This is a genomic window from Streptomyces sp. NPDC030798 (genome assembly GCF_055572275.1).
The window spans coordinates 1-23683 of record NZ_JBVIDR010000027.1 but is presented as its reverse complement, the minus strand read 5'-3'; the positions used below and the strand labels follow the sequence as shown (position 1 = coordinate 23683).

General features: G+C 71.8%; 19 protein-coding genes. 4 read left to right on the top strand and 15 right to left on the bottom strand.

Going from position 1 to position 23683, the window contains the following annotated elements:
- Positions 1-198: 198 nt before the first annotated feature.
- From ACZ404_RS36435 to ACZ404_RS36425, 3 genes are all read right to left on the bottom strand, one after another.
- Positions 199-831 carry an MBL fold metallo-hydrolase gene (locus tag ACZ404_RS36435; RefSeq protein ID WP_468447624.1) on the bottom strand — a complete coding sequence of 211 codons (633 nt, stop codon included), beginning with the start codon at positions 829-831 and terminating at the stop codon, positions 199-201.
- On the bottom strand, positions 831-1916 hold the full coding sequence (locus ACZ404_RS36430; protein ID WP_468447622.1) for an S-(hydroxymethyl)mycothiol dehydrogenase: 1086 nt from the start codon (positions 1914-1916) through the stop codon (positions 831-833). The genes ACZ404_RS36435 and ACZ404_RS36430 overlap by 1 nt, the downstream gene beginning before the upstream one ends.
- A 276-nt stretch (positions 1917-2192) precedes the next feature.
- The gene (locus ACZ404_RS36425; protein WP_468447620.1) at positions 2193-4088 is read right to left on the bottom strand and encodes a CASTOR/POLLUX-related putative ion channel; all 1896 of its coding nucleotides are present in this window, start codon (positions 4086-4088) and stop codon (positions 2193-2195) included.
- A 291-nt stretch (positions 4089-4379) separates the two neighbouring features.
- Here ACZ404_RS36425 and ACZ404_RS36420 point away from each other — a divergent pair, with 291 nt between their 5' ends.
- The 3 genes from ACZ404_RS36420 (at position 4380) to ACZ404_RS36410 (ending at position 8068) form a co-directional block, all read left to right on the top strand.
- Positions 4380-6386: a flavin monoamine oxidase family protein gene (locus tag ACZ404_RS36420; RefSeq protein WP_468447618.1), complete on the top strand. Its 2007-nt coding sequence runs from the start codon at positions 4380-4382 to the stop codon at positions 6384-6386.
- A gap of 176 nt (positions 6387-6562) precedes the next feature.
- Complete coding sequence (locus ACZ404_RS36415; protein ID WP_468447616.1) at positions 6563-7291, top strand: SDR family oxidoreductase; 729 nt, start codon at positions 6563-6565, stop codon at positions 7289-7291.
- 51 nt (positions 7292-7342) lie between these two features.
- Positions 7343-8068, top strand: a complete 726-nt coding sequence (locus tag ACZ404_RS36410) for an SDR family NAD(P)-dependent oxidoreductase (protein ID WP_468447614.1) — start codon at positions 7343-7345, stop codon at positions 8066-8068.
- A gap of 63 nt (positions 8069-8131) precedes the next feature.
- Here the strand turns inward: ACZ404_RS36410 and ACZ404_RS36405 are convergent, their stop codons facing one another.
- The 8 genes from ACZ404_RS36405 to ACZ404_RS36370 all read right to left on the bottom strand — a co-directional run bounded on the left by ACZ404_RS36405 (position 8132) and on the right by ACZ404_RS36370 (position 17445).
- On the bottom strand, positions 8132-9985 hold the full coding sequence (locus ACZ404_RS36405; protein ID WP_468447612.1) for an RICIN domain-containing protein: 1854 nt from the start codon (positions 9983-9985) through the stop codon (positions 8132-8134).
- Positions 9986-10053: 68 nt separating this feature from the next.
- Positions 10054-11772, bottom strand: coding sequence for an amylo-alpha-1,6-glucosidase (locus ACZ404_RS36400; protein ID WP_468447611.1), 1719 nt, complete (start codon positions 11770-11772; stop codon positions 10054-10056).
- A 58-nt stretch (positions 11773-11830) separates the two neighbouring features.
- Entirely contained in the window at positions 11831-12661 is an 831-nt protein-coding gene (locus tag ACZ404_RS36395; RefSeq protein ID WP_468447609.1) for a carbohydrate ABC transporter permease, read from the bottom strand.
- Positions 12658-13644, bottom strand: coding sequence for a carbohydrate ABC transporter permease (locus tag ACZ404_RS36390; RefSeq protein WP_468447607.1), 987 nt, complete (start codon positions 13642-13644; stop codon positions 12658-12660). Before ACZ404_RS36390 ends, ACZ404_RS36395 begins: the two co-directional genes overlap by 4 nt.
- A gap of 20 nt (positions 13645-13664) precedes the next feature.
- Positions 13665-14903, bottom strand: a complete 1239-nt coding sequence (locus tag ACZ404_RS36385) for a sugar ABC transporter substrate-binding protein (RefSeq protein WP_468447605.1) — start codon at positions 14901-14903, stop codon at positions 13665-13667.
- A 176-nt stretch (positions 14904-15079) separates the two neighbouring features.
- Positions 15080-16117, bottom strand: a complete 1038-nt coding sequence (locus ACZ404_RS36380; protein WP_468447603.1) for a LacI family DNA-binding transcriptional regulator — start codon at positions 16115-16117, stop codon at positions 15080-15082.
- Positions 16118-16324: 207 nt separating this feature from the next.
- Positions 16325-17236: an RNA polymerase sigma factor gene (locus ACZ404_RS36375; protein ID WP_468447601.1), complete on the bottom strand. Its 912-nt coding sequence runs from the start codon at positions 17234-17236 to the stop codon at positions 16325-16327.
- A 47-nt stretch (positions 17237-17283) separates the two neighbouring features.
- A complete protein-coding gene (locus ACZ404_RS36370) occupies positions 17284-17445 on the bottom strand; it encodes a hypothetical protein (RefSeq protein WP_468447599.1) in 162 nt (53 codons plus the stop codon).
- Between the two features lie 430 nt (positions 17446-17875).
- On the opposite strand from ACZ404_RS36370, the gene ACZ404_RS36365 reads away from it, so the two are divergent.
- Entirely contained in the window at positions 17876-19264 is a 1389-nt protein-coding gene (locus ACZ404_RS36365; RefSeq protein WP_468447597.1) for a Tat pathway signal sequence domain protein, read from the top strand.
- Between the two features lie 7 nt (positions 19265-19271).
- On the opposite strand, the gene ACZ404_RS36360 is transcribed toward ACZ404_RS36365, so the two are convergent.
- The 4 genes from ACZ404_RS36360 to ACZ404_RS36345 all read right to left on the bottom strand — a co-directional run.
- Positions 19272-20321: a LacI family DNA-binding transcriptional regulator gene (locus tag ACZ404_RS36360; protein WP_468447595.1), complete on the bottom strand. Its 1050-nt coding sequence runs from the start codon at positions 20319-20321 to the stop codon at positions 19272-19274.
- Between the two features lie 220 nt (positions 20322-20541).
- Positions 20542-20835, bottom strand: a complete 294-nt coding sequence (locus ACZ404_RS36355; RefSeq protein ID WP_468447593.1) for a hypothetical protein — start codon at positions 20833-20835, stop codon at positions 20542-20544.
- 323 nt (positions 20836-21158) lie between these two features.
- Entirely contained in the window at positions 21159-22265 is a 1107-nt protein-coding gene (locus ACZ404_RS36350) for an SDR family oxidoreductase (RefSeq protein ID WP_468447591.1), read from the bottom strand.
- A partial coding sequence (locus ACZ404_RS36345) for a thiamine pyrophosphate-dependent enzyme (protein ID WP_468447589.1) occupies positions 22262-23683 on the bottom strand: 1422 nt, incomplete at its 5' end. The genes ACZ404_RS36345 and ACZ404_RS36350, both read right to left, overlap by 4 nt.

The following is a 23683-nucleotide window of genomic DNA, read 5'->3' as shown; positions in this document are numbered from 1 at the left end:
TAGCGAAACGGATTGCAGTAAGCGCAACATCAGTCTGGGGTCGCCCCGAACCCTTGTCAAGGCGTTCAGAGGGCACGCCGAGCCGTTCTTGGCGTTGCGTGATAAAGAACTTGATTCACATAGAGCAACTCGGGCGCCGCATCGGCTCGCGAGGGCCGCGAGCCGATGCGGCGGGCACGTGAGGATCGCCGGCGGGCGTCAAAAGCCGCGGTCGATCCACTCCTTCAGGTGCGGGGCCTCGGCGGCGACGGTGGTCGTCTCCCCGTGTCCGGTGTGCACGACGGTGTCGCCCGGCAGCGTCAGCAGCCGGTCCCGGATCGACTCGATGATGGTCGGGAAGTGGCTGTAGGACCTGCCGGTCGCCCCCGGGCCGCCGGCGAAGAGCGTGTCGCCGCTGAAGAGGGCCGCCAGCGCCGGCGCGTAGAGGCCGACCGCGCCGGGGGCGTGGCCGGGCGTGTGCAGCACGGTCAGCTCGATGCCGGCCACCGCGATGCCCTGGCCAGCGGCCAGTTCGGCGTCCGGCGCCTTGTCGGGATGGGTCTGCTTCCACAGCGGCAGATCGTCGGGGTGGAGCAGGATCGGGGCGCCGGTGCGCGCCGCGAGCGCGGGTGCGGCGTCGATGTGGTCGTTGTGGGCGTGGGTGCACACGATGGCCCTCAGGGTGCGCTCGCCGACGGCCCGGGCGATCGCCTCCGCGTCATGCGCGGCGTCGATGACGACCGCCTCGGTGTCGTCGCCGACGATCCAGACGTTGTTCTCCACGTCCCAGGTGCCGCCGTCCAGGGAGAAGGTCCCCGACGTGACGAGATGGTCGATCCGCGCGCGGGCCATCAGAGGACGACCACCGAGCGCAGCACGTCGCCGTGGTGCATCCGCTCGAAGGCCTTCTCGACCCCGTCCAGGGCGATGGTCTCCGTGACGAACGCGTCCAGGTCCAGTCGGCCCTGGAGATACAGATCGATGAGCATCGGGAAGTCCCTGGTCGGCAGGCAGTCGCCGTACCAGGAGGACTTCAGCGCGCCGCCGCGGCCGAAGACGTCCAGCAGGGGCAGCTCCAGCTTCATCTCCGGGGTCGGCACGCCGACCAGGACGACCGTGCCGGCCAGGTCGCGGGCGTAGAAGGCCTGCCGGTACGTCTCGGGGCGGCCGACCGCCTCGATGACCACGTCGGCGCCGTGGCCGCCGGTCAGCTCGCGGATCGCCTCCACCGCGTCCGCGCTCCTGGAGTTCACGGTGTGGGTGGCGCCGAGCTTCTTGGCGGTCTCCAGCTTCCGGTCGTCGATGTCGACCGCGATGATCTTCGCCGCGCCCGCCAGACCGGACCCGGCGATCGCGGCGGCCCCGACACCGCCGCAGCCGATGACGGCGACCGAGTCGCCGCGGCCGACGTTCCCGGTGTTGATGGCGGCACCGATACCCGCCATCACGCCGCAGCCGAGCAGCCCGGCGGCTGCCGCCGACGCGGCCCGGTCGACCTTGGTGCACTGCCCCGCCGCCACCAGCGTCTTCTCCGCGAACGCGCCGATGCCCAGCGCCGGGGAGAGCTCGGTGCCGTCGGTCAAGGTCATCTTCTGCTCGGCGTTGTGGGTGTTGAAGCAGTACCAGGGCCGTCCGCGCAGACAGGCCCGGCACTGACCGCACACGGCACGCCAGTTGAGGACGACGAAGTCGCCGGGGGCGACGTCGGTGACCCCCTCCCCCACCGACTCCACGACTCCCGCCGCCTCGTGGCCCAGCAGGAACGGGAAGTCGTCGTTGATGCCGCCCTCGCGATAGTGCAGATCGGTGTGGCAGACCCCGCAGGCCTCGATCCTCACCAGCGCCTCGCCCGGACCCGGGTCGGGCACGATGATCGTTTCCAGGCTGACGGGGGCGCCCTTGCCCCGCGCGACGACAGCACGGACCTGGTGCGTCATGGCCACTCCTCGGCTGATCGAGACCTGATTCAGATGTTGCTCAATGCGGCACACATCTCATGTTTCGCAACACAGCATCATGGAGCGCCGACGCGGGGTCAAGGATCTCGACGGGGCTTCCCTCGGCCGCCCCACGGGGTCACACGCCGACGGAGACGGGTTCCAGCCGTACGACGACGGACTTCGACGTGGGGGTGTTGCTGATGGCCGCCGTGGAGTCCAACGGCACGAGCACGCTGCGCCCGCTCACCGCGGACGAGTGCCCGGGAACCGGGGTCAGTCCTTGCCGACGACGACCACTTCGTCCTCGACCGCCCAGCGGCGCCGCTCGGCCTTGGCCGGGTTGATCCGCACGCCGTAGCCGGGGCTCTTCGACGAGTCGTGGCTTCGGTAACCGATGGCGCATTCGCCGCGACGACGTGCCGCGGCGACGACGGTGGCGAAGGACGTCTCGAGCCCCGGCAGCACGTAGTCGGTGGCGGGCCGCAGGCGCACCCCGGTTCCGTCGGCGGAGAACAGCTCCTCGAACACCGCTGCCAGGTGCCGGTTCTGGGAGATCTGTGCCATGAGCAGGCCGATGAGCTTGCCACTGATGATCACGTCGGCTCCGGGGCTGATCGGGGCCAGCGCCCGGTTGCGGTCGTCGATCAGTTCGGTGACGACCGGCAGTTCGCGTCCGGTGGCCTCCTCGAGTTGACGCAGCAGAAGAAGGGTGACGAGCGTGCGGTTGTCGGGGTCCTCCGGCGGCTGACCGGGGGCGGAGTCCTGACCGAGCACGATGATGCTGTCGTAGGAGTGCACGTCCAGACGTCGGAGGGTCTCGGGCCGGGTGACGTCCCCGTGATGCAGTGTCAAGGTCAGGTCGGTGCCGCTGCGTGCGGCGGCCTCGTTCACCTGCCGGACGGTCGCCTCACCACCGTCCGCCACCACGTCGACGGCCGAGCCCGGCCGGGCGCGGCGGCGCAACTGGTCGACTATGAGCGACGCTCGCCGGTTCCAGCCCAGCAGGAGAACCCGCTCCGGTCGTGCCGGTGTCGAGGGACCGGACGCCATCGCCGCCTTCTCGACCAACTCCGCGCAGTCGTCCATGCAGGCCGTGTCGTCGTCACGGGAGATGACGACGAGCGCGTCGTCCGGGCCCACGGGGGTCTGCGGTGCCGGGTTGAGCAGCGGCGTGTCTCCTCGCAGGATCCCGACGACGCTCGACGTCGGATAGGACAGCAGCGCGTCGCCGAACGGCCGGCCGGTCAGGGCCGGCTCGCTGACCAGGTAGAACTCGTCGCCGGCGAAGTCGAGGAGTTCCTGGTGGACGAGGGAGAGCCCGGGGCGGCGCGCCGCCTGGACGATCAGCCGGGCGGTGACCGTGTCGCTCTCCAGGACGATGCCGCCCGGTCCGGCGGCGAGACGGGCGGCCAGGCGGTAGCGGTCGTCCCGGACAGCGGCGACGACGGGCGGACGGGACGGCCTCCCTGCCAGGGCTGCCCTGAGCGCCAGCAGCGTCTTGACCACCTCGGCGTCGGCGTCGGGTGCGTCGTGCGGCAGGACCAGCACGACACCGGCCGTGGCCGGACTGGCCAGGGTGAGCACGGCCGGGTCTGTGGTGGGGCCGCTGCGGCAGATCAGCCGCGTACGGCCGGCAGGACCCACCTTCGTGCTCAGCGCCTCCTCCATGGCGGTCTTGTCCCGGGCGGCCAGCACGGCCACAGCCGCCCGCCGCTGGTTGGCGTTGGCGGCCACCAGTTCACTCACCACCGTGAAGACCTGTTCGGACCATCCCAGGACCACGGCGTGCCCGTGTTCGAGCACCGTGGAACGGCCCCGTCGCAACGCGGTGAGCCGCTCCGTGAGCGCCGTCGTGATGAGGCCGACCAGCGTCGAGACGTACAGGAGAGCGACCAGGGCGAGCAGCACCGACATCGTCACCCGGAGCGGCGTACCCGTCGTACCGCCCAGCCGCAGTGTCTCCCCGGTGAGGTGCCACACCTGCGCCGCTCGGTCCGCCAGGGACGCCGGTGCATCCGGATCGGTCCACACCAGCACCGCACTGGCCGGGACGACGACGGCCAGGCAGACCAGCGCCATCCAGCCGACGAGTGCGGAGGCGCCACGGGCCAGTGTGCTGTCGAACCAGTAACGGGCTCTGTCCCCGAACGGAGTGCGCCGCTGCGCCATCCTTCCCCCTCCGTCGCCCCGCGCTCTCGCCGGGGCCGGGCCGGCACCGCGTACGCGATGCCCCGCGCAGGCCCGGCGGAGAGCACGGATGTGGATACGCATGGGGAGTGTGGGGGTTCGGTCGCGGCCGCGGGCGGGGGTTCGCGCAGCATTCATCCCTTCGGGTTTCCCGGGCCGTCCACGTCGGCGGACCTGTCGTGACGTCAGGGTTTGTCGCGGTCTTCGCTCCTTCGAGTCAACGCCGGAGCGAAGGGCGGGCGCCCGGTCACGGCCGCCAGTACAAAGGCCGCCATGACTGACGATCACGCGGTGGTGCCTTCGGATGACGGTCTCTCCCGGCGGAGCTTCGCGGCGGTGGCCGGCACGGCCACGGTGGCGGCGACGGCCTTGACCAGCGGTACCGCCTCGGCTCTGCCCGCCCCGGCCGCCCCGGCCGCCCCGCCCGAGCGCCGTGGCACCGACTTCGACCGGTGCCTCGCCGTCGCTCGCGCACTGCTCGTACTGGATTCCGACGACCGCCCCCTCGTCCCGCGCTACCAGCGCCTGCTCCACCAGGGACTGCCTGCTCATCGACGGACAAGCGTCAAGAACGTACTGGTCATCGGCGCCGGTCCGGCCGGGCTGGTGGCGGCCTGGCTGCTGAAGAGGGCCGGACACCGGGTCACGGTGCTGGAGGCCAACGGCAATCGCGCGGGCGGGCGCATCAAGACCTTCCGGGCCGGCGGCCACGAACAGGCCGAGCAGCCCTTCGCCGATCCCCGCCAGTACGCCGAGGCGGGCGCCATGCGCATTCCCGGCAGTCATCCCCTGGTGATGGAGCTGATCGACCAGTTCGGGCTGAAGAAGCGGCGTTTTCACTACGTCGACGTCGACAAGGAGGGACGTCCCGCCAACCACACCTGGATTCACGTCAACGGCATCCGTATGCGGCGCGCCGACTACGCCCGCGCGCCCCGGCGCATCAACCGGTCCTTCGGCGTGCCCCGGGCCCACTGGGACTCCCCCGCTGCGGCCATCCTGCGCGCTGCGCTGGACCCGGTGCGCGACGAGTTCAGCCACGTCGACAGCGACGGCAAACGGGTGGACAAGCCGCTCCCGGAGCGGCTGCGGGGCTGGGCCCGCGTGGTGCAGCGGTTCGGTGACTGGTCGATGTTCCGTTTCCTCACCGAGCACGCCGGCCTCGACGAGCGGACCATCGACCTGATCGGCACCCTGGAGAACCTCACCTCGCGTCTCCCCCTGTCCTTCATCCACAGTTTCATCGGCTCCTCCCTCATCAGCCCCGACACGCCTTTCTACGAGCTGGAGGGCGGCACCGCCGTACTGCCGGACGCCCTTCTGGACCGCGTGCGCACCGACGTGCGGTTCGACCGCCGGGTCACGCGGATCGAGTACCACCACCCCGACCGGCCCGGTCCGGACACCGAGCACGTGGGGAGCAAGGGCCCGCACGTATGGGTCGACACCGTGTCCGAGGGCCGTGGCGGTCCCGTCGTACGCGAGCAGTTCACCGCGGACGTCGCCGTGGTCACGGTGCCCTTCTCCGGACTGCGCCACGTACAGATCGCCCCGCCGATGTCGTACGGCAAGCGCCGCGCGGTCTGCGAACTGCACTACGACAGCGCGACCAAGGTGCTGCTGGAGTTCAGCCGCCGCTGGTGGGAGTTCGACGAGGCCGACTGGAAGCGCGAGTTGCACGCCGTCGACCCCGGCCTGTACGACGCCTACCGCACCGGCCGCGCCGCCGCGGACGGCAGCCTGCTCGGCGCCCATCCCTCCGTGCCCGGCGGGCACATCACAGCCGGACAGCGCACCCACTACACCGCCAACCGCGCGATCGCGCGCGACCAGCCGGAGGCGGTCGACGTCGTGGGTGGCGGCTCGGTGTCGGACAACGCCAACCGGTTCATGTTCCACCCCTCGCATCCGGTTCCGGGCAGCGCGGGAGGCGTGGTCCTGGCCTCCTACAGCTGGGCGGACGACGCACTGCGCTGGGACTCCCTGGACGACGAGGCGCGGTACCCACACGCTCTGTGCGGCCTCCAGCAGGTCTACGGCCAGCGCATCGAGGTCTTCTACACCGGCGCCGGCCGCACGCAGAGCTGGCTGCGCGACCCCTACGCCTACGGGGAGGCGTCCGTGCTCCTGCCCGGGCAGCACACGGAGTTGCTCCCCGCCATCCCCGTGCGCGAAGGTCCGCTGCACTTCGCCGGGGACCACACGTCCCTCAAGCCGGCCTGGATCGAGGGGGCCGTGGAGTCCGCCGTGCGTGCCGCCCTGGAGATCCACACGGCATGAGCCGCGCGCTGCGCGGGGTCACGACGCAGACGCGGGTCCCGGCCCACCGGCGCCGAACCGGTGGGCCGGCGTCGACCGTACCGTCACGGCCCGGCACCTCGTCGAGGTCGTCCTCGCCGCGCCCCATGGCCCCTTTTGTGCCATATTGCGCCCATGCCCCCGGCGAAAGGTGAGTCATGAAGTTCGCGGTCATCGGCGGTACCGGACTGATCGGGTCACAGGTCGTCACGAAGCTGAACGCCGCCGGCCACGAGGCGGTACCGCACTCGCAGTCCACCGGAGTCGACGTCATCAGCGGCCGGGGACTGGACGAGGCCGTGGCGGGCTCGGACGTCGTCGTCAATCTGACGAACTCCCCCACCTTCGACGAAGCCTCCCTGGCCTTTTTCCAGACCTCGATGGACAACCTCCTGGCCGCCGCTCGCAAGGGCGGCGTCGGCCACGTCGTCATCCTCTCGATCGTCGGCGCGGAACAGGTTCCCGAGCTGGACTACTACCGGGCCAAGGTGCTCCAGGAGAACATCCTCGCGGCCGGGCGGATCCCGTACTCGATCGTCCGGGCGACGCAGTTCATGGAGTTCATGGACGCCGTCCTGTCATGGACCGCCGACAACGGCACCGTCCGGCTGCCCGCCACCCCGATCCAGCCGATCGCCTCCAAGGACGTGGCCGCCGCGGTGGCGGAGGTGGCCGCGGGCGCTCCGCTGAACGGTGTGCGCAACATCGCCGGTCCCGACATCTTCCCGCTCGACGAGCTGGGCAGGATCACGCTGTCCCACAAGGGCGACAGCCGTACGGTCGTGACCGACCCCACCGCCGGGATGCTCGCGGTCGTCCGGGGCGACGTCCTCACCGACAAGAACGCCCACCTCGCTCCCACCCACTACACCGACTGGCTGTCCTGACTCGCTCGTACGATCTTCTGTGGAGCCGGTCGACGGGTCGGAGGTGACGGGATGAGCCGGATTCTGGTGACCGGGTCCGCGGACGGGCTCGGGCGTGCCGCTGCCGATGCGCTGCTGGCCGCCGGCCACGACGTGGTGGTGCACGCCCGGAATCGCGAGCGGGCGGCGGTGCTCGGCGCGCTGGTCGGCCGTGGGGCGGGTCTGGTGGTGGGCGACTTCGCGGACCGTGACGCCGTCCTGCGCATCGCCGCCGAGTTGGAGGGCGCGGAGCCCCTCGACGCGGTCATTCACAACGCCGGTGTGTGGAGCGGACCGGCGGTCATGCCGGTCAACATCGTCGCGCCGTACCTGCTCACGGCCCTGCTCCGAGGGCCGGGCCGGCTGGTGTACCTGAGCAGCGGCTCGCACTTCAGCGGGCGTCCGTCGCTCGCCGGGGTCGACTGGCGGGGCGCGAGCGCGGGGTCGTATGCCGACAGCAAGCTGTTCGTGACGACGCTCGCGGCCGCCGTGGCTCGCCTGCGGCCCGGGGTGCTGAGCAACGCCGTGGATCCGGGCTGGGTGCCCACGAGGATGGGCGGCCCCGGCGCACCGGACGATCTCGAGCTCGGCCATCGCACACAGGAGTGGCTCGCCTCGAGCGATGATCCCGAGGCCCTGACCACCGGCGGGTACTGGTACCACCACCGGCGGCAGCAGCCGCACCCCGCGGTCCACGACGAGGCGTTCCAGGACCGGCTGGTGGAGGTGCTGGCCGGGGAGACGGGCGTTGCGCTGTGAGCGGGCGCCCTGCCCAGCCCCTCGGGCCACTCGGTCTCGTGCGGCCCGAGGGGGGTGCGGGTGTCAGCTCTTGCCGAGCAGGCGCCAGATCTGGTTCTTCTTCGTGGTCAGGGCACTCGCGGGGTCGCAGGTCCACTGGTGGATCAGGGCGCGGGGCGCGGTGGAGACGTCGGAGACGTCCACGCACTTGCCGCTGTGCACGGCGACCAGTTGGTAGTCCTGACCGTTGCCGAGGGCGCTGACCGGGTGGAGAGTGAACTGCTGGTTGGTGCCACCGGTGCAGCTCCACTGCTGGACGGCCGCCCCGTCGGCGGTGGAGGCACGGGAGACGTCCAGGCACTTGCCGCTCAGCTCGTTGACCACGGTGTAGGTGTCGGCCTTGCCGCCGACCGGCTTGAGGTCGAGCATCTGCTGGTAGCCGCCCTCGCAGTAGTACTGCTGGTACTGGGTGCCGTCGGAGGTGCCGAGGTTCGTGTCGTCCAGGCACTGGCCGCTGTTCTCGCTGACGGCGACCGTGGAGATCGTGGCGTTGGACGGCGGGAGCAGGGTGACGGTGTAGCCGTCCTTGGCGTTCGTCCACGGCAGGGTCACCGAGGCGGCGTTGTTGCCGACCGTCAGGGTGGTGTCGGAGACGGTGACGGGGCCGGTGACGGCGGCTCCGTTGTTGTGGGGGATGCGCTGGACGACGGCACGGACCCTGCCGTTCTCCACCACCGACGTGCTGTTCAGACCGGTCAGGTCGACGGTGACGTTGCCCGTGTTGCCGTTGCTGCCGAGCAGCAGCTTGGTGTTCTTGGCGGTGTTGTCCTTGGTGGCCAGGCCGTCGACGCCGCTGCCCGGCGTGAGCTTGACGACGGTCCCGCTCTGCGAGCCGTAGTAGCGGTACATGAACCACTCGCCCAGCGGCAGGTACTGGCCGGCGCTGTTCCTGGTGAGCAGGTTCGCCTCGTCGTCGTGCAGGGCGGTCCCCATGGCCCAGTTGCCGCGCAGGCCGTCGGCGCCGGCCCGCTCCAGGCGGCCGATGAACCAGGCGCCGCCGCCCGGGGACTGCATGGACGCGGTGGCGTACTCGTTGATCTGGTACGGGCGGGAGTTGGTCAACCCGGCCGCGGCGAGCGAGGAGTTGGCGCGGCCCACGTCGGTGACCGGGTCGCCGGGTTCGTCGTGCCAGCTGTAGATGTCGGGGGCGACGTTGTTCGCCTTGACGTGGTTCAGGTACGTGGTCCACCACGTGTTGGAGGAGTTGGGCTGGCTCGCGATGCTGGGCCCGACGATCAGCTGGCCGGGGAACGCGGCCCGCACCCGGGCGTAGAAGCGCGACCACATCTGGAGGTACTGCGCCTGCGACGGCTTCCAGAAGCCGCTGCCGTCGGGCTCGTTCCACAGGTCCCACTCGACCGTCATGTTGTTGGCCCTGACGTCGCCGATGAGCTGGTCGAGGAAGTTGTCGAACTGCGTCCAGTCGCCGTTGTCACCGGGGAAGGCCTGGCTGGTGGTGCCGTCGGCACCCCAGAGGTCGTGCGGCAGGAGGACGAACGTGCCGCCGAGTGCCACCGTGCGCCTGTACTGGGCGAGGGTCGAGTTCCAGCGGGTCCGGTAGTCGGCGAGGCTGGTGGCGTAGCCGCCGCTGTTGAGCTGCGCTCCGCCGGCCCGCATGAAGTGCCACTTGATGTCCTTGAAGAAGTGGTCCTGCGGGAGTGAGCCGTCCGGCGTCATGCCGTAGATCATTCCGGAGGCGTGGTGGGTGGGGGCCCCGCCGGCGGTGGCGAAGTCGACGGTGACGCTGGTGTCCGCGGCCTGGGAGGGGGCGGTGGGCACCAGCGTCGCGGCCAGGGCGGCGAGGATGACGGTGGCGGACGAGGCGGCCCTGCGTCCGGTGCGGGTTCCGGCTCCGGAGGCGGTCCTGGGTGACTTCATGGTGCGGCTCCTGGGGGAAGGCTGACCGGGGCCTTTGCGGTCCCGGGGCTGTGGGGGGGGACGGCAGCTCAGTGGCCGTCACGGTGTGCGTGCGCTTCGGCGAGCAGGAGGTAGGCGGCGGCGGTCCAGGTGTAGGCGCGGTCGCGCAGGCCTGTGCCGGTCAGGGCGTCGAAGTTCTCGGCGAAGCCGTGGGTCTCGCACAGGGCGCGGAAGCGGGCGCTGATGTCGTCGGCGAGGCGGTGGTGGCCGGCGCGACGCAGGCCGTCCTCGATCAGGACGGTGACGGGAGCCCAGATCGGGCCGCGCCAGTATCCGTCGGCGAGATAGTGCGGGGAGGTGGTCAGCTCGGTGGCCAGGCCGTACGGAGTCAGGTGGGCCTTGATGCGGTCGGCCAGGGCGCTGCTCGTCTCGGCGGGCAGGTGTTCGCCGAGCGCGATGGGCATCAGGTCGAGGAGCCCGGCGCTGCTCCAGGTGTCCCCGCTGCGGGCTCCCCGGACGACGAACCGTTCGCCGGTCCAGAGCTGGTCGAGCAGCGCGGCCTTGATCTCCCGTGCGGTGCGTATCCACCGGACGGCGTCGCCCGGTCGATCCAACTCCCGGGCCAGGTCGGCCAGTTCGTGCAGCTGGAGGACGAGGAAGGAGGCCAGGTCGGCGGTGACGGCGACGCGTTCGGGGTCGAAGGTGGTGGCGTTGTCCCAGCCGCTGTCGTTGCCGTGCTGGTAGTGGGGCAGAGCGGCGCCGGGGGCGCGGCGCGCGGTGAGCCAGAAGTCCGTCCAGCGTTCCAGTCGGCGGTAGGTCTCGGCGAGTTCGGCGCGGCCGGGGGGTTCGGGGAGGCGGCGGCGCAGCCGGCCGAGGGCCCAGCCGTGGATGGGGGGTTTGACGAAGTTGCGCAGGACCTCGGAGTGGGTGACCGAGTCGGGCAGCGCCCCGCTCTCGTCCTGGTGGTCGAAGGGGAGGGCGAACTGGTCCCAGGCCAGTGCGGGTGCTCCCGGCGCGAGGGCCAGGGCGTTGAAGCAGTGGTCCCAGCTCCACACCTTGTCCATCCAGTGCTTGGACATCAGCACGGCGGGGCGGGTGACCAGACCCGCCGGCCGCACCGTCGCGGACCACAGGACGTAGACGGCGAGTTCGGCGGCCGGGGTGCCGGGCGAGCGCCAGGGGGCCACCGCGTCGGCGAAGGCGCCGAACGCGGTGCGGGCGGCGGCTGTGACCTCGCCGAAGGTGAGCGGGGAAGTGTAGGGGCGGCGGGCGCTGTCCAGTTCCTCGACGGCCGCCTCCCACCACTCGCCGGCGAGCGTCACGGCGCGTTCGGCGGTGCCCAGGTCCTGGCTGCCGGTGACCTCCGCGGTGCCGGTCAGCACGGTGACGCGGTAGCGGCGCCCGGTCTCGTAGGAGGTGAACACGTACGAGCCGTCGACGGGGTCGGCGTAGAAGTAGGTGCCGCTGAACGGCGTCAGGGTGCCGGCCGCGGCGGCGATGCGCAGGGCGGCACCGCTGCCGCGCAGGCGCACGGTGTCCGGTGCGGCGTAGGCGACGTCGATCCGTCCCCCGCCGGGCAGCAGCCAGCTCAGCAGCGCGGGTGTGGCCTGTACGGCCGTCTCGGCGCGGGCGCCGCCGGCCAGCGGGGTGAACCGCAGGACGGGGTGCATGCCGTTCTGGTGGGAGACGAGGTGGAGGTCGTCGGCGACGGTCTTCTCGGCGATCACGGGGCTGATGCCGAACCAGGACCCGTGGGTGCTGAACGGTATCTCGCGCACGGAGAAGGCCGGGCCGGAGGCGGCGGTCATGAAGCGGTACTCGTTTCTGCAACGGAGGGAGGCGGTGGACGGCGCGCGGCGGCCGGACTCAGTCCTTGACGGCGCCGGCGGTCACGCCGGCGGCGACGTAGCGCTGGGCGAGGACGAGGATCACCGCTGCCGGGAGGGAGGCGACGACGGCGGTGGCCATGATGGCGTTCCACTCCTGGTTGTTGTTGCCGATGTAGTGGTAGATGCCGAGGGTGATCGGCTCGTGGGGGCCGCCGTTCGCGAGGGTGCCGGCGAAGACGAAGTCGGACCAGGACCACAGGAACGCGAACAGGGACACCGTGACGACGGCGTTGCGGCTCATCGGCAGCACGATGGACCAGAAGGTGCGCAGCGAGCCGGCGCCGTCGGTCCTCGCCGCCTGGAGCAGCTCACCCGGTATCCCGGACATGAACGCGGTGCAGATGAGCACGCCGAACGGGACGGAGAGGGTGGAGTCGGCGACGATCAGGCCGGGCACGGACTGGAGGAGGCCGAGCTGGAGGTAGATGGCGTAGAAGCCCATCGCCATGATGATGCCGGGGATCATCTGGGCCGCGAGCAACAGGAAGTTGAGTATGCCGCCGCCGCGGGGGCGCAGCTTGGCCAGCGCGTAGCCGGCGGGTGCGGACAGGGCGACGGTCAGGGCGACCGTGCCCAGGCCGATGACCAGGCTGGTGCCGAGGTAGGGCAGTTGCTGGTCGAGCACCGATCGGTAGCCGGCCAGGGTGGGGTGGACCGGGAACCAGTCCGGCGGGGTCTTGCGCATGTCCTGCTCGCGGGTCAGGGACACGTTGATCATCCAGTACACCGGGAAGAGCATGACCGCGGTCAGCAGCAGGCCGACGGCCGTCCTCCATCCCGTACGCCCGCGTCCGTGCCTGGGGTTCATGACAGTGCCTGCTTCCGCTGGATCCTGACGTGGATCAGGCCGAAGACCAGAGCGGCTGCGACGAGCAGGTTGCCGACGGCCGCGCCGGGGCCGAAGGCGGGCAGCAGGTTGCCGAAGCCGAGCTGGTAGGACCACGTGGCGAAGGTGGTGGAGGAGCCGGCCGGGCCGCCCTTGGTCATGATCCAGATGATGTCGAAGACCTTGAGCGTGTAGACGAGCCCGAGCAGCAGGGTGATGGCGGACACCGGGCGCAGCAGCGGGAAGGTGATCCGCCGGAACTGCTGCCAGGCGTTCGCCCCGTCGAGGGCGGCGGCCTCGTACAGGCTGCGCGGGATCGACTGCAGGCCGCTGTGGAGGACGACCAGGTTGAACGGGACGCCGATCCAGATGTTGGCGAGGGTCACCGACGCCAGCGACCAGGACGGTGAGGTCAGCCAGTTGACGGGCCCGATGCCCAGCGCGTGCAGGACGGCGTTGACCAGGCCGGACTCGCTGCTCAGCATCCACGACCAGGTGGAGGCGGACACGATCAGCGGCAGCAGCCAGGGCACCAGGAACAGGGCGCGCAGCGTGGCCGAGAGCCGGAAGCTGCGGTTGAAGAAGACGGCGAGGGCCAGCCCGATGGCGTACTGGAAGACCAGCGAGACGGCGGTGAACACGACGGTGTGCAGCAGTGCCGGAGCGAAGGTGGGGTCGTCGAGGACGGTCCGGTAGTTCTGCAGGCCGGTGAACGGCGCGTCGCCCTGGACGAAGGAGCGGACGGTGTAGTTGCGCAGGGACAGGTCGATGTTGCGGTACAGGGGACAGGCGTAGAAGAGGACGAGGTAGAGGGTGACCGGGGTGAGGAAGCCCCAGGCGGCCCACTGCGGTGAGGTCCGCCGGCGCCGTCGGGCGGCGGTGCGGGGCGGGGGCGGGGCGGCGTGGGCCGCCCCGTTCCGCTCGCGCGGGGCCCGGGCGTCCGGCAGGGGCGCGGTGCGGTTCATCGACTGGCTCCCGACCGTGCCTACTTGACCGCGGCCTGGGCCGCGGCGAGCGCGTCCTTGGGCGACTGCGCTCCGCTGAGCGCGGACTGCACGGCCTTCCACATCTGCTCGGAGATCTTGGGGTACTTGGTGCCGAGGTTGTCACTGGTGCGGCCCTTGGCCGACCGCACGGCCGCCACCCAGGGCTTCAGGCCGGCGTCGGCGGCCACCTGCTGCTTCTGCACGGCCCGGGTGGGCGCGACGTAGGAGAGCGTCCGGTCGGTGAGGTACAGGTTCTTGTCGCTGCTGACGCAGGACACCAGCTTCTGCGTGGTGGCGTAGCGGCCGGTGTCCTTCTGCACCGGTACGGTGACGAACTCGCCGCCCGTCGGGGCCGCCGCGGTGCCTGAGCCGGCTGCGGGGACGGGCAGGACGCCGTAGTCGAGGCCGTCCTTGCGGGCGCCTGCGAGCTGCCAGGTGCCGTTCTCGGCGAACGCGTAGTCGCCGCTCGCGAACTCCTGCCAGCTCGTGGTCTGGGTGTTGTTGAGCACCGAGTTCGGGGCGTAGCCCTTCTTCAGCCAGCCGGCCCACAGGGAGAGCGCGGAGACACCCTCGGAGGAGTCGAGCTGCGTCAGCTTCGCGCCGGAGCCCCAGAACCAGGGCAGGAACTGGAAGCTGCCCTCCTCGGTGCCGATCGCGGAGAAGGTGATGCCCTTCTTGCCCGCCTGCTCGACCTTCGCCAGCGCCGCCGTCAGCGACGCCCAGTCCTTGACCGAGGAGACGTCCACGCCGGCGGCCTTGAGGACCTTCTTGTTGTAGTAGAGGGCGAGGGTGTTGGCGCCGATCGGCGTGCCGTACGTCGTGCCGCCCACCTGGCCGGCCGCGAGCAGGTTGGGGTCCACCTTCGAGGTGTCGATCTTGTTGTCCTCGGTCGTGGTGAGAACCCCGGCCTCCGCCAGGGTCGACACCACGGGGTTGTCGACGATCATCACGTCCGGGGAGTTGCCCTGCTGCGCGGCGAGCAGTGCCTTGTTCGTCAGGTCGCTCGTGTCGAACGCCGTCCGCTTGACCTTCACCCCGGCGTCCTTGCCGCAGGCGTCCAGCAACTTGGCCCAGTCCGAGCCCTTGTCGAACTGCGGGTACGGGTCCCAGACGGTGTACGTGCCGCTGTCCGCGCCGTTGGCGTCGGTGCTGCCCGAGCCGGAGCAGGCGGTGCCGGCGAGGGCGACGACGGTCGACACGGCGACGGCGGCGAGGCGCCGTCCGGCGGAACTCTGCATGGCGGATCCTTCGTTCCGGGCACAGGGGTGCCGTGGGAGGGTGACGGGGAGGCGAGCGGGCACGCCGAAGGGGTGCGGGTGCTCCGAGCGGGGTGCTGCGGGCACGCCGAAGGCAGGGGCGGGTGCTCAGTGCGGAGAGGTGCGGGAAGTGGTGCGGGGGTGCCGGGGTCCTGGGGTCAGGAGCGGTGGCCGTCGGCGGAGGGTGTGCCGGTGGCCGGTGCGGTGCTGGCCCGCAGGGAGATCGGGGGGGTGAGCAGATGGTGCCGGGGTGGTGCCTCGGGGTGGTCGAGCCGTTCGACGAGCAGGTCGACGGCGCGCCGGCCCATCTCCTCGGCCGGTACGTCCGCCGCGGTGAGCTGCGGGGTCACCGTCTCCGCCCAGCGGCCGGCCACGACGCCGGTGACGGAGAAGTCGCGCGGCACATGGCGGCCCGCCTGGGCGAGCCCCCGGTAGAGGCCGCCCAGGGCGGCCTCGTTCAGCGTGACCAGGGCCGTGGTGGCCGGGTCGTCGTGCAGGATCTGCTCCAGGCATGCCTGGCCGGAGGCGGCGTCGTCCCCGCAGCAGTACGTCCGCACGGTCAGCCCGCGCTCGGCGGCGGCCTTGGTGAAGCCGTCCAGTCCCCGCTGCGCCGACTCGTACCCGGCGCGCAGGAGCTGCTCGGGGCGGTTGACGAAGGCGATCCTGCGGTGGCCGAGGTCCGCGAGGTGGTGGACGCACGCCGCCGCGAGCGCGGTGTGGTCCAGGCCGACCCACCAGCCGCCCTCGGGACGGGCGGTGCGGCCGATGGCGACGGCAGGGAAGTCCAGGGCGGCCAGGTGATCGACCCGGTCGTCCTCCAGCCTGATCTCCATCAGGATCGCGCCGTCGACCCGCCGCTCCCCCAGCAGCCGCTGGAAGGAGCGGTCGCTGTCCACGCCGCTGGGTGACAGCAGCACGTCGTAGTCGTGGGCCGCGGCGGCCTCCACCACGCTGCCGATGAAGTCCAGCTGCATCCCGGTGTAGTGGTTGCCGGCCGGCGGGAAGACCAGCCCGATGGTGCTGGTCCGGCCGTTGGCCAGGGCACGGGCGCTGGCGTTGGGCCGGTAGCCCAGCTCGTCGATGACCTGCTGGATCTTCCGGCGGGTGTCCTCCGAGACGGGACGCTTGCCGCTCAGCGCGTACGACACGGTGCTCCGTGAGACACCGGCCCGCCGGGCGATCTCACCGATGTTCACGGGGACTCCTTGCTCGAACCGGTTCGGCGCTCGGGGTGAGCGTACCGGCCCGGTCGTGTCTGTGCCGAGAGTGGGGAAGAGGTGCTGCCCGGTTGTCGAACCGGTTCGCGTAGAGTGAAGTTAGGAAGCCGTCCGGGAAGCTGTCAACACCTCGCACAGCCCCGATTCTCCTGCTGTGCGAGGTGTTGCTGGGGGATTTCGCCGGTGCTACCGTCCCTCGAACCGGTTCGACCGGTCCCCTTCGCCCGTACCCACGACGCGAATGCTCTGCCGTACGGCGATGCGCCTGGCGGGCCGGGAGTCCAGGTAGGCCCGGGCGCCCGGGACGAGGACGGCCTCGGCGATCAGGACGCCCCGCCGGTCGCCGGTGTGGTCGAGCTGGTCCGCGGCGTGGCGGCAGTGGGCACAGCCGGTGAGGTGACGCTGGAGGTCGGGCACGAGATGCGTGCCGCCACGGTGGACGCTGACGTCCAGCAGCCGGGTGAAGCAGCGGCACGTCTCCTGGACGGCCAGCTCGCGGTGCGCCACGACGCACGCCTCCCGGAACTGGGTGCGGGAGGTCTCCAGCTGGGCCGCCGCCGTGGCCGGGTCGACGCCGAGGAGGGTGGCGGCCACCTGAGGCCCCTCGGCCTCGACGTCGCTGTGCCACAGCAGGCAGCGCGCGGGTTCGGGCAGCCGCTGGAAGGCCCGGTGGGCGATGCGGCGGTGTTCGGGGACGGCCACCGGGACCCCGGACCACCCCTGCGGCGCGCGGAAGGCGGGGCCGACCGCGGCCTGCCGTCCGGGGTCCGCGGCCCACTGGGCGGCGGTGTCGCGGACGGCGGCCAGCAGGCCGGGGCGCCAGGCGGCCCTCGGCCCGGCCCGGCGGAGCGAGGCGGCGAAGACCTGCGTGAAGACGGCGGTGGCGAGGATGCCCGCGGTGTGCGAGGACACCGTGCACACCTGGGCGTAGTCGAAGACCGGTTGCCAGTGGCGGGCCAGCAGCTCCTCGGTGGCCCGCTGGTGCGACGTCTGCCCCGAGGGTTCTCTCAGGACCGCGGACAGTGCCTCGTCCGACAGCGACAGGTCGGCCCGGCGCCCCTGGTGGGGTGCGCGCGGATGCGGTGTGTGGTGGAACACGTCCTTCTCCCCGTGCGTGCGCGGCCGGGCACCGCATCGTGCGGCGCTCAGCCCGCCTTGCCGTCGCTGCCGTTGGTGCCCGTGGCGCCGGCGCCGGAGCTGCGGACGGCCACCCAGGTGGCCGCGTCGAGCCGGGAGGCGTTCACCGAGTCGTACGGCGCGTCGTCGACGTACGAAGGTGCCGGCGCAGGCCGTCGCGGGGCAGGCACGGCTCGCGAGGGCCGGGCGTGGGTGCGGCGGGCAGAGGGCGTTGGGGGCGTCAAGGGATGACCTCCGCGAGGGCGGCTCGGACGGGAGACCGGCGACGCGGCTGCCGGAACTGGAGGGGCCTCCCGAAAGGTTTGAGCCACTGTGATCCCTCGGCTCGGACGACGTCAACAGTGCGTGCTGAGAGCGCTCCCAAAAACACAAAACGTTCAGATGGTGAAGATGAGCCGAGCCGGAGTCAGATGTCCGGGCTCCGTGGGGTCGGCCGACTCAATCAGCCGTGGTGAGGCCTCACTTGGTACGCGATCACCGACTCCGCCACCGATCCCTTGCCGCTCTCCTTCCTTGACCGGTCCGCCTGCGGACAGCACAATGTGGGCCCTCTTGAGAGCGTTCTCACGCTCACGGTGACAGCACCCTGGGAGGGGCTCCATGTCCGGTTCGGCACGTCATCACGAGAACCGCGTCTCGCGGCGGACACTGATCGGCGCCGGTGCGGCCACCGCGGTGCTGTCCCTGGCCGGCGCGGGCCCGGCCCTCGCGGCCGGCGGTGTCAAGGGCGGTGCCGGCGCGCGCGGTTACGCCTTCCTGGACGCGGCCATGGACGGCTATCCCGAGCACGGGACGACCCGCCTGGCCCAGAGCTACGCCGACCAGGCGGGCCTGTTCAGCACTGCCTTCACCTACGACAACGCCCTCGCGGTCCTCGCCTACCTCGCAAGCCCCGGCCGCGCAGCGCGGGCCAGAGCCGTGGCACTCGGCGACGCACTGCTGTACGCGCAGGCACACGACCCGCAGTACGACGACGGCCGGCTGCGCCAGGCGTACAACGTCGGCCCGTACGTCTTCTACGACGGCTCGCCGCAGCCGGACGGGTTCGTCCGCCCGGACGGCACGGTGAACGTCGGCACCCAGTTCGGCTTCACCGGTACGGCCGTCGGGGACATGGCGTGGGCGGGCATCGCCCTGGCCGCCCTCGCCGCCCGTACCGGCGCGGACCGCTTCCTGACCGGCGCCGTCCGCATCGGCGAGTGGATCGAGACCAACGCCCGCACCGACGAGCCCCTGGGCGGCTACAAGTTCGGCGTCGACGGTGGCAACACCAAGCTGCCCTTCACCGCCACCGAGCACAACATCGACCTGACCTCTCTCTTCGGGCGGCTCGCGCGCCTGACCGACGAGCGGGTCTGGCTGGAGCGGCGCGACCGTGCCGTGGCGTTCGTGCACCGGATGTGGGAGGCCTCCGGCGGCTTCTTCTACACCGGCACCAACGACGGCGTCACCGTCAACACCTCCGCCGTGCCGGAGGACACCCAGACCTGGAGCTACCTGGCCCTGCGCGAGCGCCGCCACGCCGGCTCGCTCGACTGGGCCTCGGCCCACCTGAAGGTGCTGGACACCGCGGACCGGACCAACAGCACGGTGCCGGCCGGGCAGTCGTACGAGGGCGTCACCTTCAGCTCGGCGTCCCTGACGGCGAACGAGGACGCGCCCATCGCGCCGTCCCAGCCCAGGCCGGACCGCAACGGCGTGTGGTTCGAGGGCACCGCCCACCTCGCCCTGGCCCTGCGCGAGCGCCGCGCACCCGGCGACGCCCGGCGCGCGGCCCGCCTCCTCGCCTCGCTGGAGCAGGCCCAGGACAAGCTCGGCCAGGGGCAGACCATCGGCGGCAGGGCGCTTCCCGAGCAGTCGGGCGTGGTGTCGGCCAGCAGCCCGCTCGACACCGGTTTCGGCTTCGGCTACTACCCGTACCGGCACACCGGCGCCACCGCCTGGTACCTGATGGCCGCCGCGTGCGCCAACCCGCTGGGCGGGTGCTGAACGCCGGTCAGGCGGTGGCCCGGCGGATCAGCCGGGTGGGTATGACCAGGGAGGTCAGGGGGCGGTCCGAGCTGCTCCCCTTGGCCCGCTGGTCGAGGTCGCGCACGAGGAGCCGTACCATCAGCCGGCCCATCTCCTCGATCTCCTGACGGACCGTGGTCAGCGGCGGGTCGGTCAGCTCGGCCACCGAGGCCACGTCGTCGAAGCCGACGACCGCGACGTCCTCCGGCACCCTGCGCCCGCGCTCGCGCAGGAGGCGCAGGGCGCCCGCGGCCATGAGGTCGGAGGCGACGAAGACGGCGTCCAGGTCCGGGACCCGCGCCAGCAGCTCGGCCATGGCGCGGGCGCCGCCCACCTCGGTGAAATCGCCTTCTACGACGAGCCTCCGGTCGGCGTCCATGAGCAGGTCGTGGAAGCCGTCGAGCCGGTCGACGGAGGCCGTCTGGTCCATCGGGCCGGTGATCGTCGCGATGCGCGAGCGCCCCAGGGACAGCAGGTGGCGGACGGCCTCGCGGGCGCCGCCGCGGTTGTCGGAGTCGACGTAGAGGATGCTGCGGTCGCCCTGTGCACCGCGCCAGCCGGGGCGGCCGCCGAAGACGGTCGGGATCCCGATGCGACCGGTGATGGCGGGCAGCGGGTCCTCGTTGTGCAGGGAGAACAGCAGGGCGCCGTCCACGTGGCCGCCGGCGAGGTAGCGGCCCACGCGGTCGTAGTCCGCGTTGCCCTCCACGAGCAGCAGGACGAGTTGCAGGTCGTGGGCGGTCAGTTCGCGGCTGATGCCGAGCAGTTGCTCGGCGAAGAACGGGTTGGCGAAGACCTTGGTCTCCGGCTCGGCGACGATGACGGCGACCGCTCCGGTGCGCCGGGTGACCAGGGTCCGGGCGGCCTGGTTCGGTACGTAGCCCAGCTCGTCCACGGCCCTGCGGACCTTCTCGACCAGGGCTTCGCGCACCCCGCTGCCCCCGTTGACGACCCGGGAGACGGTGGCCCGGGACACCCCGGCCCGTTCGGCGACGGCTTCCAGGGTGGGGCGGGGCGCGGCGGTCTGGTCGGACAAGAAACGCTCCTCTCGGGGACGGCAACAGCGTAGCTTCCCCGGAGGGAGCGGGAACGCCTGCGTCGGGAGCGCTCTCACCTGCGCCGCTTCCGGCACGGAACCGGTGTCGGGCGTGCGGCCGCCGGCCGGGCCTGCCGTGGGTCCCGCGTTCGATGCGGCACACGAGGGTCCCGGCGCCGCCCGCGGCGAACGGCCGCCGGGACCGGGGCGGAGGGCCGTCTCAGGCCCGGGTGCCGCCGCCCGGCATGCCGCCGAGCGTGGTCGTGTCCCGGGGGCCGCGCCGGTTCAGGTGCCGGGGGCCGTGGTGGCCGCTGGTCGCCACGAGGGCGAGGCCCAGACAGAAGATGAGCGCCAGGGCGAGACCCGCGCTGAAGATCGCGAGGGTGTTCATCGTGGCGATGTCGTTGCCCAGCACGGACACGGTGTACGAGGGGCCGCCGAGCATGTTGTCGGCGATCACCAGTCCGGTGAACGCGGCGGCCCCGGCCAGGAGGAGCAGTCCGACGAAGCGCATCCGAGTCATCTCCTCAGGTCCTCGGGTGAGGTCTCTTCGCCGGCCGAGTACCCGCGCTTCCCCGCACGTCCCCCGACGGGGCCGGACGGCGTGGGACGCCCCCCGGCGGCGCCGCCCGGAGCCGCGCCGCGCGAGGGCCGACGGACGTCACCGCGGCTTCCCGGGGGTGCCGAGACGGCGGCGCCGCCTCCCGACGCGTCCCGCGGCGTGGGGCGGTGCGAGGACGATGGCTCTCGGTGCCCCTCCCCGAAACGTCCCGGTCGCGGGGCCGGGGGGAGCATCGGCGTCCGCCGTCGTGGCCGGAACGGCGTGGGCGGCAAGGTTCAGTGGTGGTCGGGCAGGGCTGTCCGGGTCCTGGTCCAGGGGCTGGTTCCGGTGCGGGCCGGGTTGAGCGTCGCCGCCACGCCCGCGGCGGCTGCCGCTCCCGCCGCACCGAACGCCAGCGGGCGCCGGTGGCGGGAGAGCCAGAGCTGGAGGCTGCGGGCGTGGGCCTCGCCGTCGAAGGCACCGTGCGCGCCGTGGTCGGCGCCGTGCGCCTCGTCGACCGGCTTCCAGAGGTTGACCGGACGGGACGGGTCCACGGGCTCGTCCGTCTGCTGGGAGTCGTATCCGGTCCGGGCCAGGTACCGGTCGAGCAGCGCGGGGGCGATCCTCTGCGCGAGCAGCGTGCCGACCGTGGAGCCGCCGATCCAGTACTCCCGGCGCTCGGGATGGTCGGCCGCGTGGAGGATGCCCGCCGCGGCGACCTCGGGCTGGTAGACCGGGGCCACCGGCCGGGGTCGGTGGGGCAGCCGGGTGAGGACCCAGCCGAACTGGGGCGTGTTGACGCCCGGCAGGTGGGCCGTGGTCACCCGGACGTGGCTGCCGTCGTGCAGCAGCTCGCAGCGCAGGGCGTCGGTGTACCCGCGGATGGCCGCCTTGGCGCCGCAGTACACGGCCTGCAGCGGCACGCTGCGGTACGCGAGGGCCGAGCCGACCTGGACGACGGTGCCGCAGTCGCGCGGCAGCATGCGCCGCAGGGCGGCCTGGGTGCCGTGGACGAAGCCGAAGTACGTCACCTCGGTGGCCCGCTTCAGCTCCTCCGGCCGGACCTCGGAGGCGGGCGAGAAGACGGTGGTGAAGGCGGCGTTGACCCATACGTCGATGGGGCCGAGCTCCTCCTCCACCCGCTGTGCGGCGGCGTCCACCGCGTCGGCCTGGGCGACGTCGACCACCAGCGGCAGCGCCTGCCCGCCGGCCGACCGCACGTCGTGGGCGGCCTGTTCCAGCCCCTGCTGGCCGCGCGCGAGCAGCGCCACCGAGGCCCCGCGCGCGGCGAACGCGCGGGCCGTCGCCCGGCCGACGCCCGCGCTCGCGCCGGTGACCACGACCACCTGGCGGTCTTCCGCGCGGTGGCCCGCTCCGCCGCCGGGTCGCCCGGCCGGGCTCACTTGTGCCCCCGGCCGGGGAGGTGCTCGGCGTACTCGGTCAGCTTCTGCCGTACGCCCTTGGCGATGATCCCCGCCCTCTCGGGATCGTGCAGCATCGCCTTGGCGGCCTTCTTGCCCTGGGCGGTCGTGATGTGGGGCGGGATCGGCGCGATCTCCTGGTCCACCTTGAACTCCAGCACCACCGGCGTCCCGGAGGACAGGGCCTCGTCCCAGGCCGAACCGATCTTCTTCGGCCGGTCGCAGATGATGCCCTTCAAACCCAGCAGCTCCGCGAACGCCGCGTACGGCACGTCCGGGATCGCCTGCGAACCCGGATACTTCGGATCACCGGCCATCGCCCGCTGCTCCCAGGTCACCTGGTTCAGATCCTGGTTGTTGAACACACAGAACACGAACGGCGCCCTCCCCGACAACCGGTCCAGATACCGCTTGACCGTGATCATCTCGTTCATGCCGTTCATCTGGAACGCCCCGTCCCCCACGAACGCGATCACCGGCCGGTCCGGATGGGCGAACCGCGCCGCGATCGCATACGGCGTACCCGGCCCCATCGTCGCCAGCGTCCCCGACAACGACGCCCGCATCCCCTGCCGCAACTTCAGATGCCGCGCCCACCAGTTCGTCCCCGAACCCGAATCAGCCGTCAGAATGCACCCCTCCGGCAGACGCGGCGACAGTTCGGCCGCCACAGCCTGGGGGTTGATGGTGTCTCCGAAGTGCTGGCTCGACCACCGGTCGCACAGGTCGTTCCACTCGCGGACGTCCTTCTCGATCTGCTTGCGCCAGCTGCGGTCCTCCTTGCGGTGCAGCATCGGGATCAGTGCCCGCAGGGTTTCCTTGGCGTCGCCGACGAGGTGGGCGTCCATGGGATAGCGGATGCCGATCATGCGGCCGTCGATGTCGATCTCCACCCCCCGCGCCTGCCCCTCGTCCGGCAGCCACTCCGCATAGGGGAAACTCGTGCCGACCATCAGCAGCGTGTCGCAGCCCTGCATCATGTTGTCGCTCGCCTTGCTGCCCAGCAGACCGATCGGCCCGGTCACGAACGGCAGATCGTCCGGCAGCACCTCCCGCCCGAGCAACGCCTTGGCCACACCCGCGCCGAGCAGTTCCGCCACCTCGGTGACCTCCTCCTGCGCCTTGGCCGCCCCCTGTCCGATGAGCATGGCGACCTTGGTGCCCTCGTTGAGGATGTCGGCGGCCCTGCGGAGCTCGTCGGGATTGGGAAGCACGCGTGGCCGGCTCCAGCCGACGCTGGAGAAGACCGAGCCGTGCACCTTCGGCGGCGACGGCACGGCCTGCGACTCCTGGATGTCCTCCGGAATGATCACCGTGGCCACCCCGCGCATGGTCAGCGCGGTCTTGAACGCCCGGTCCAGGACATGCCGCATCTGCCCCGGATGCACCACCATCTGGCA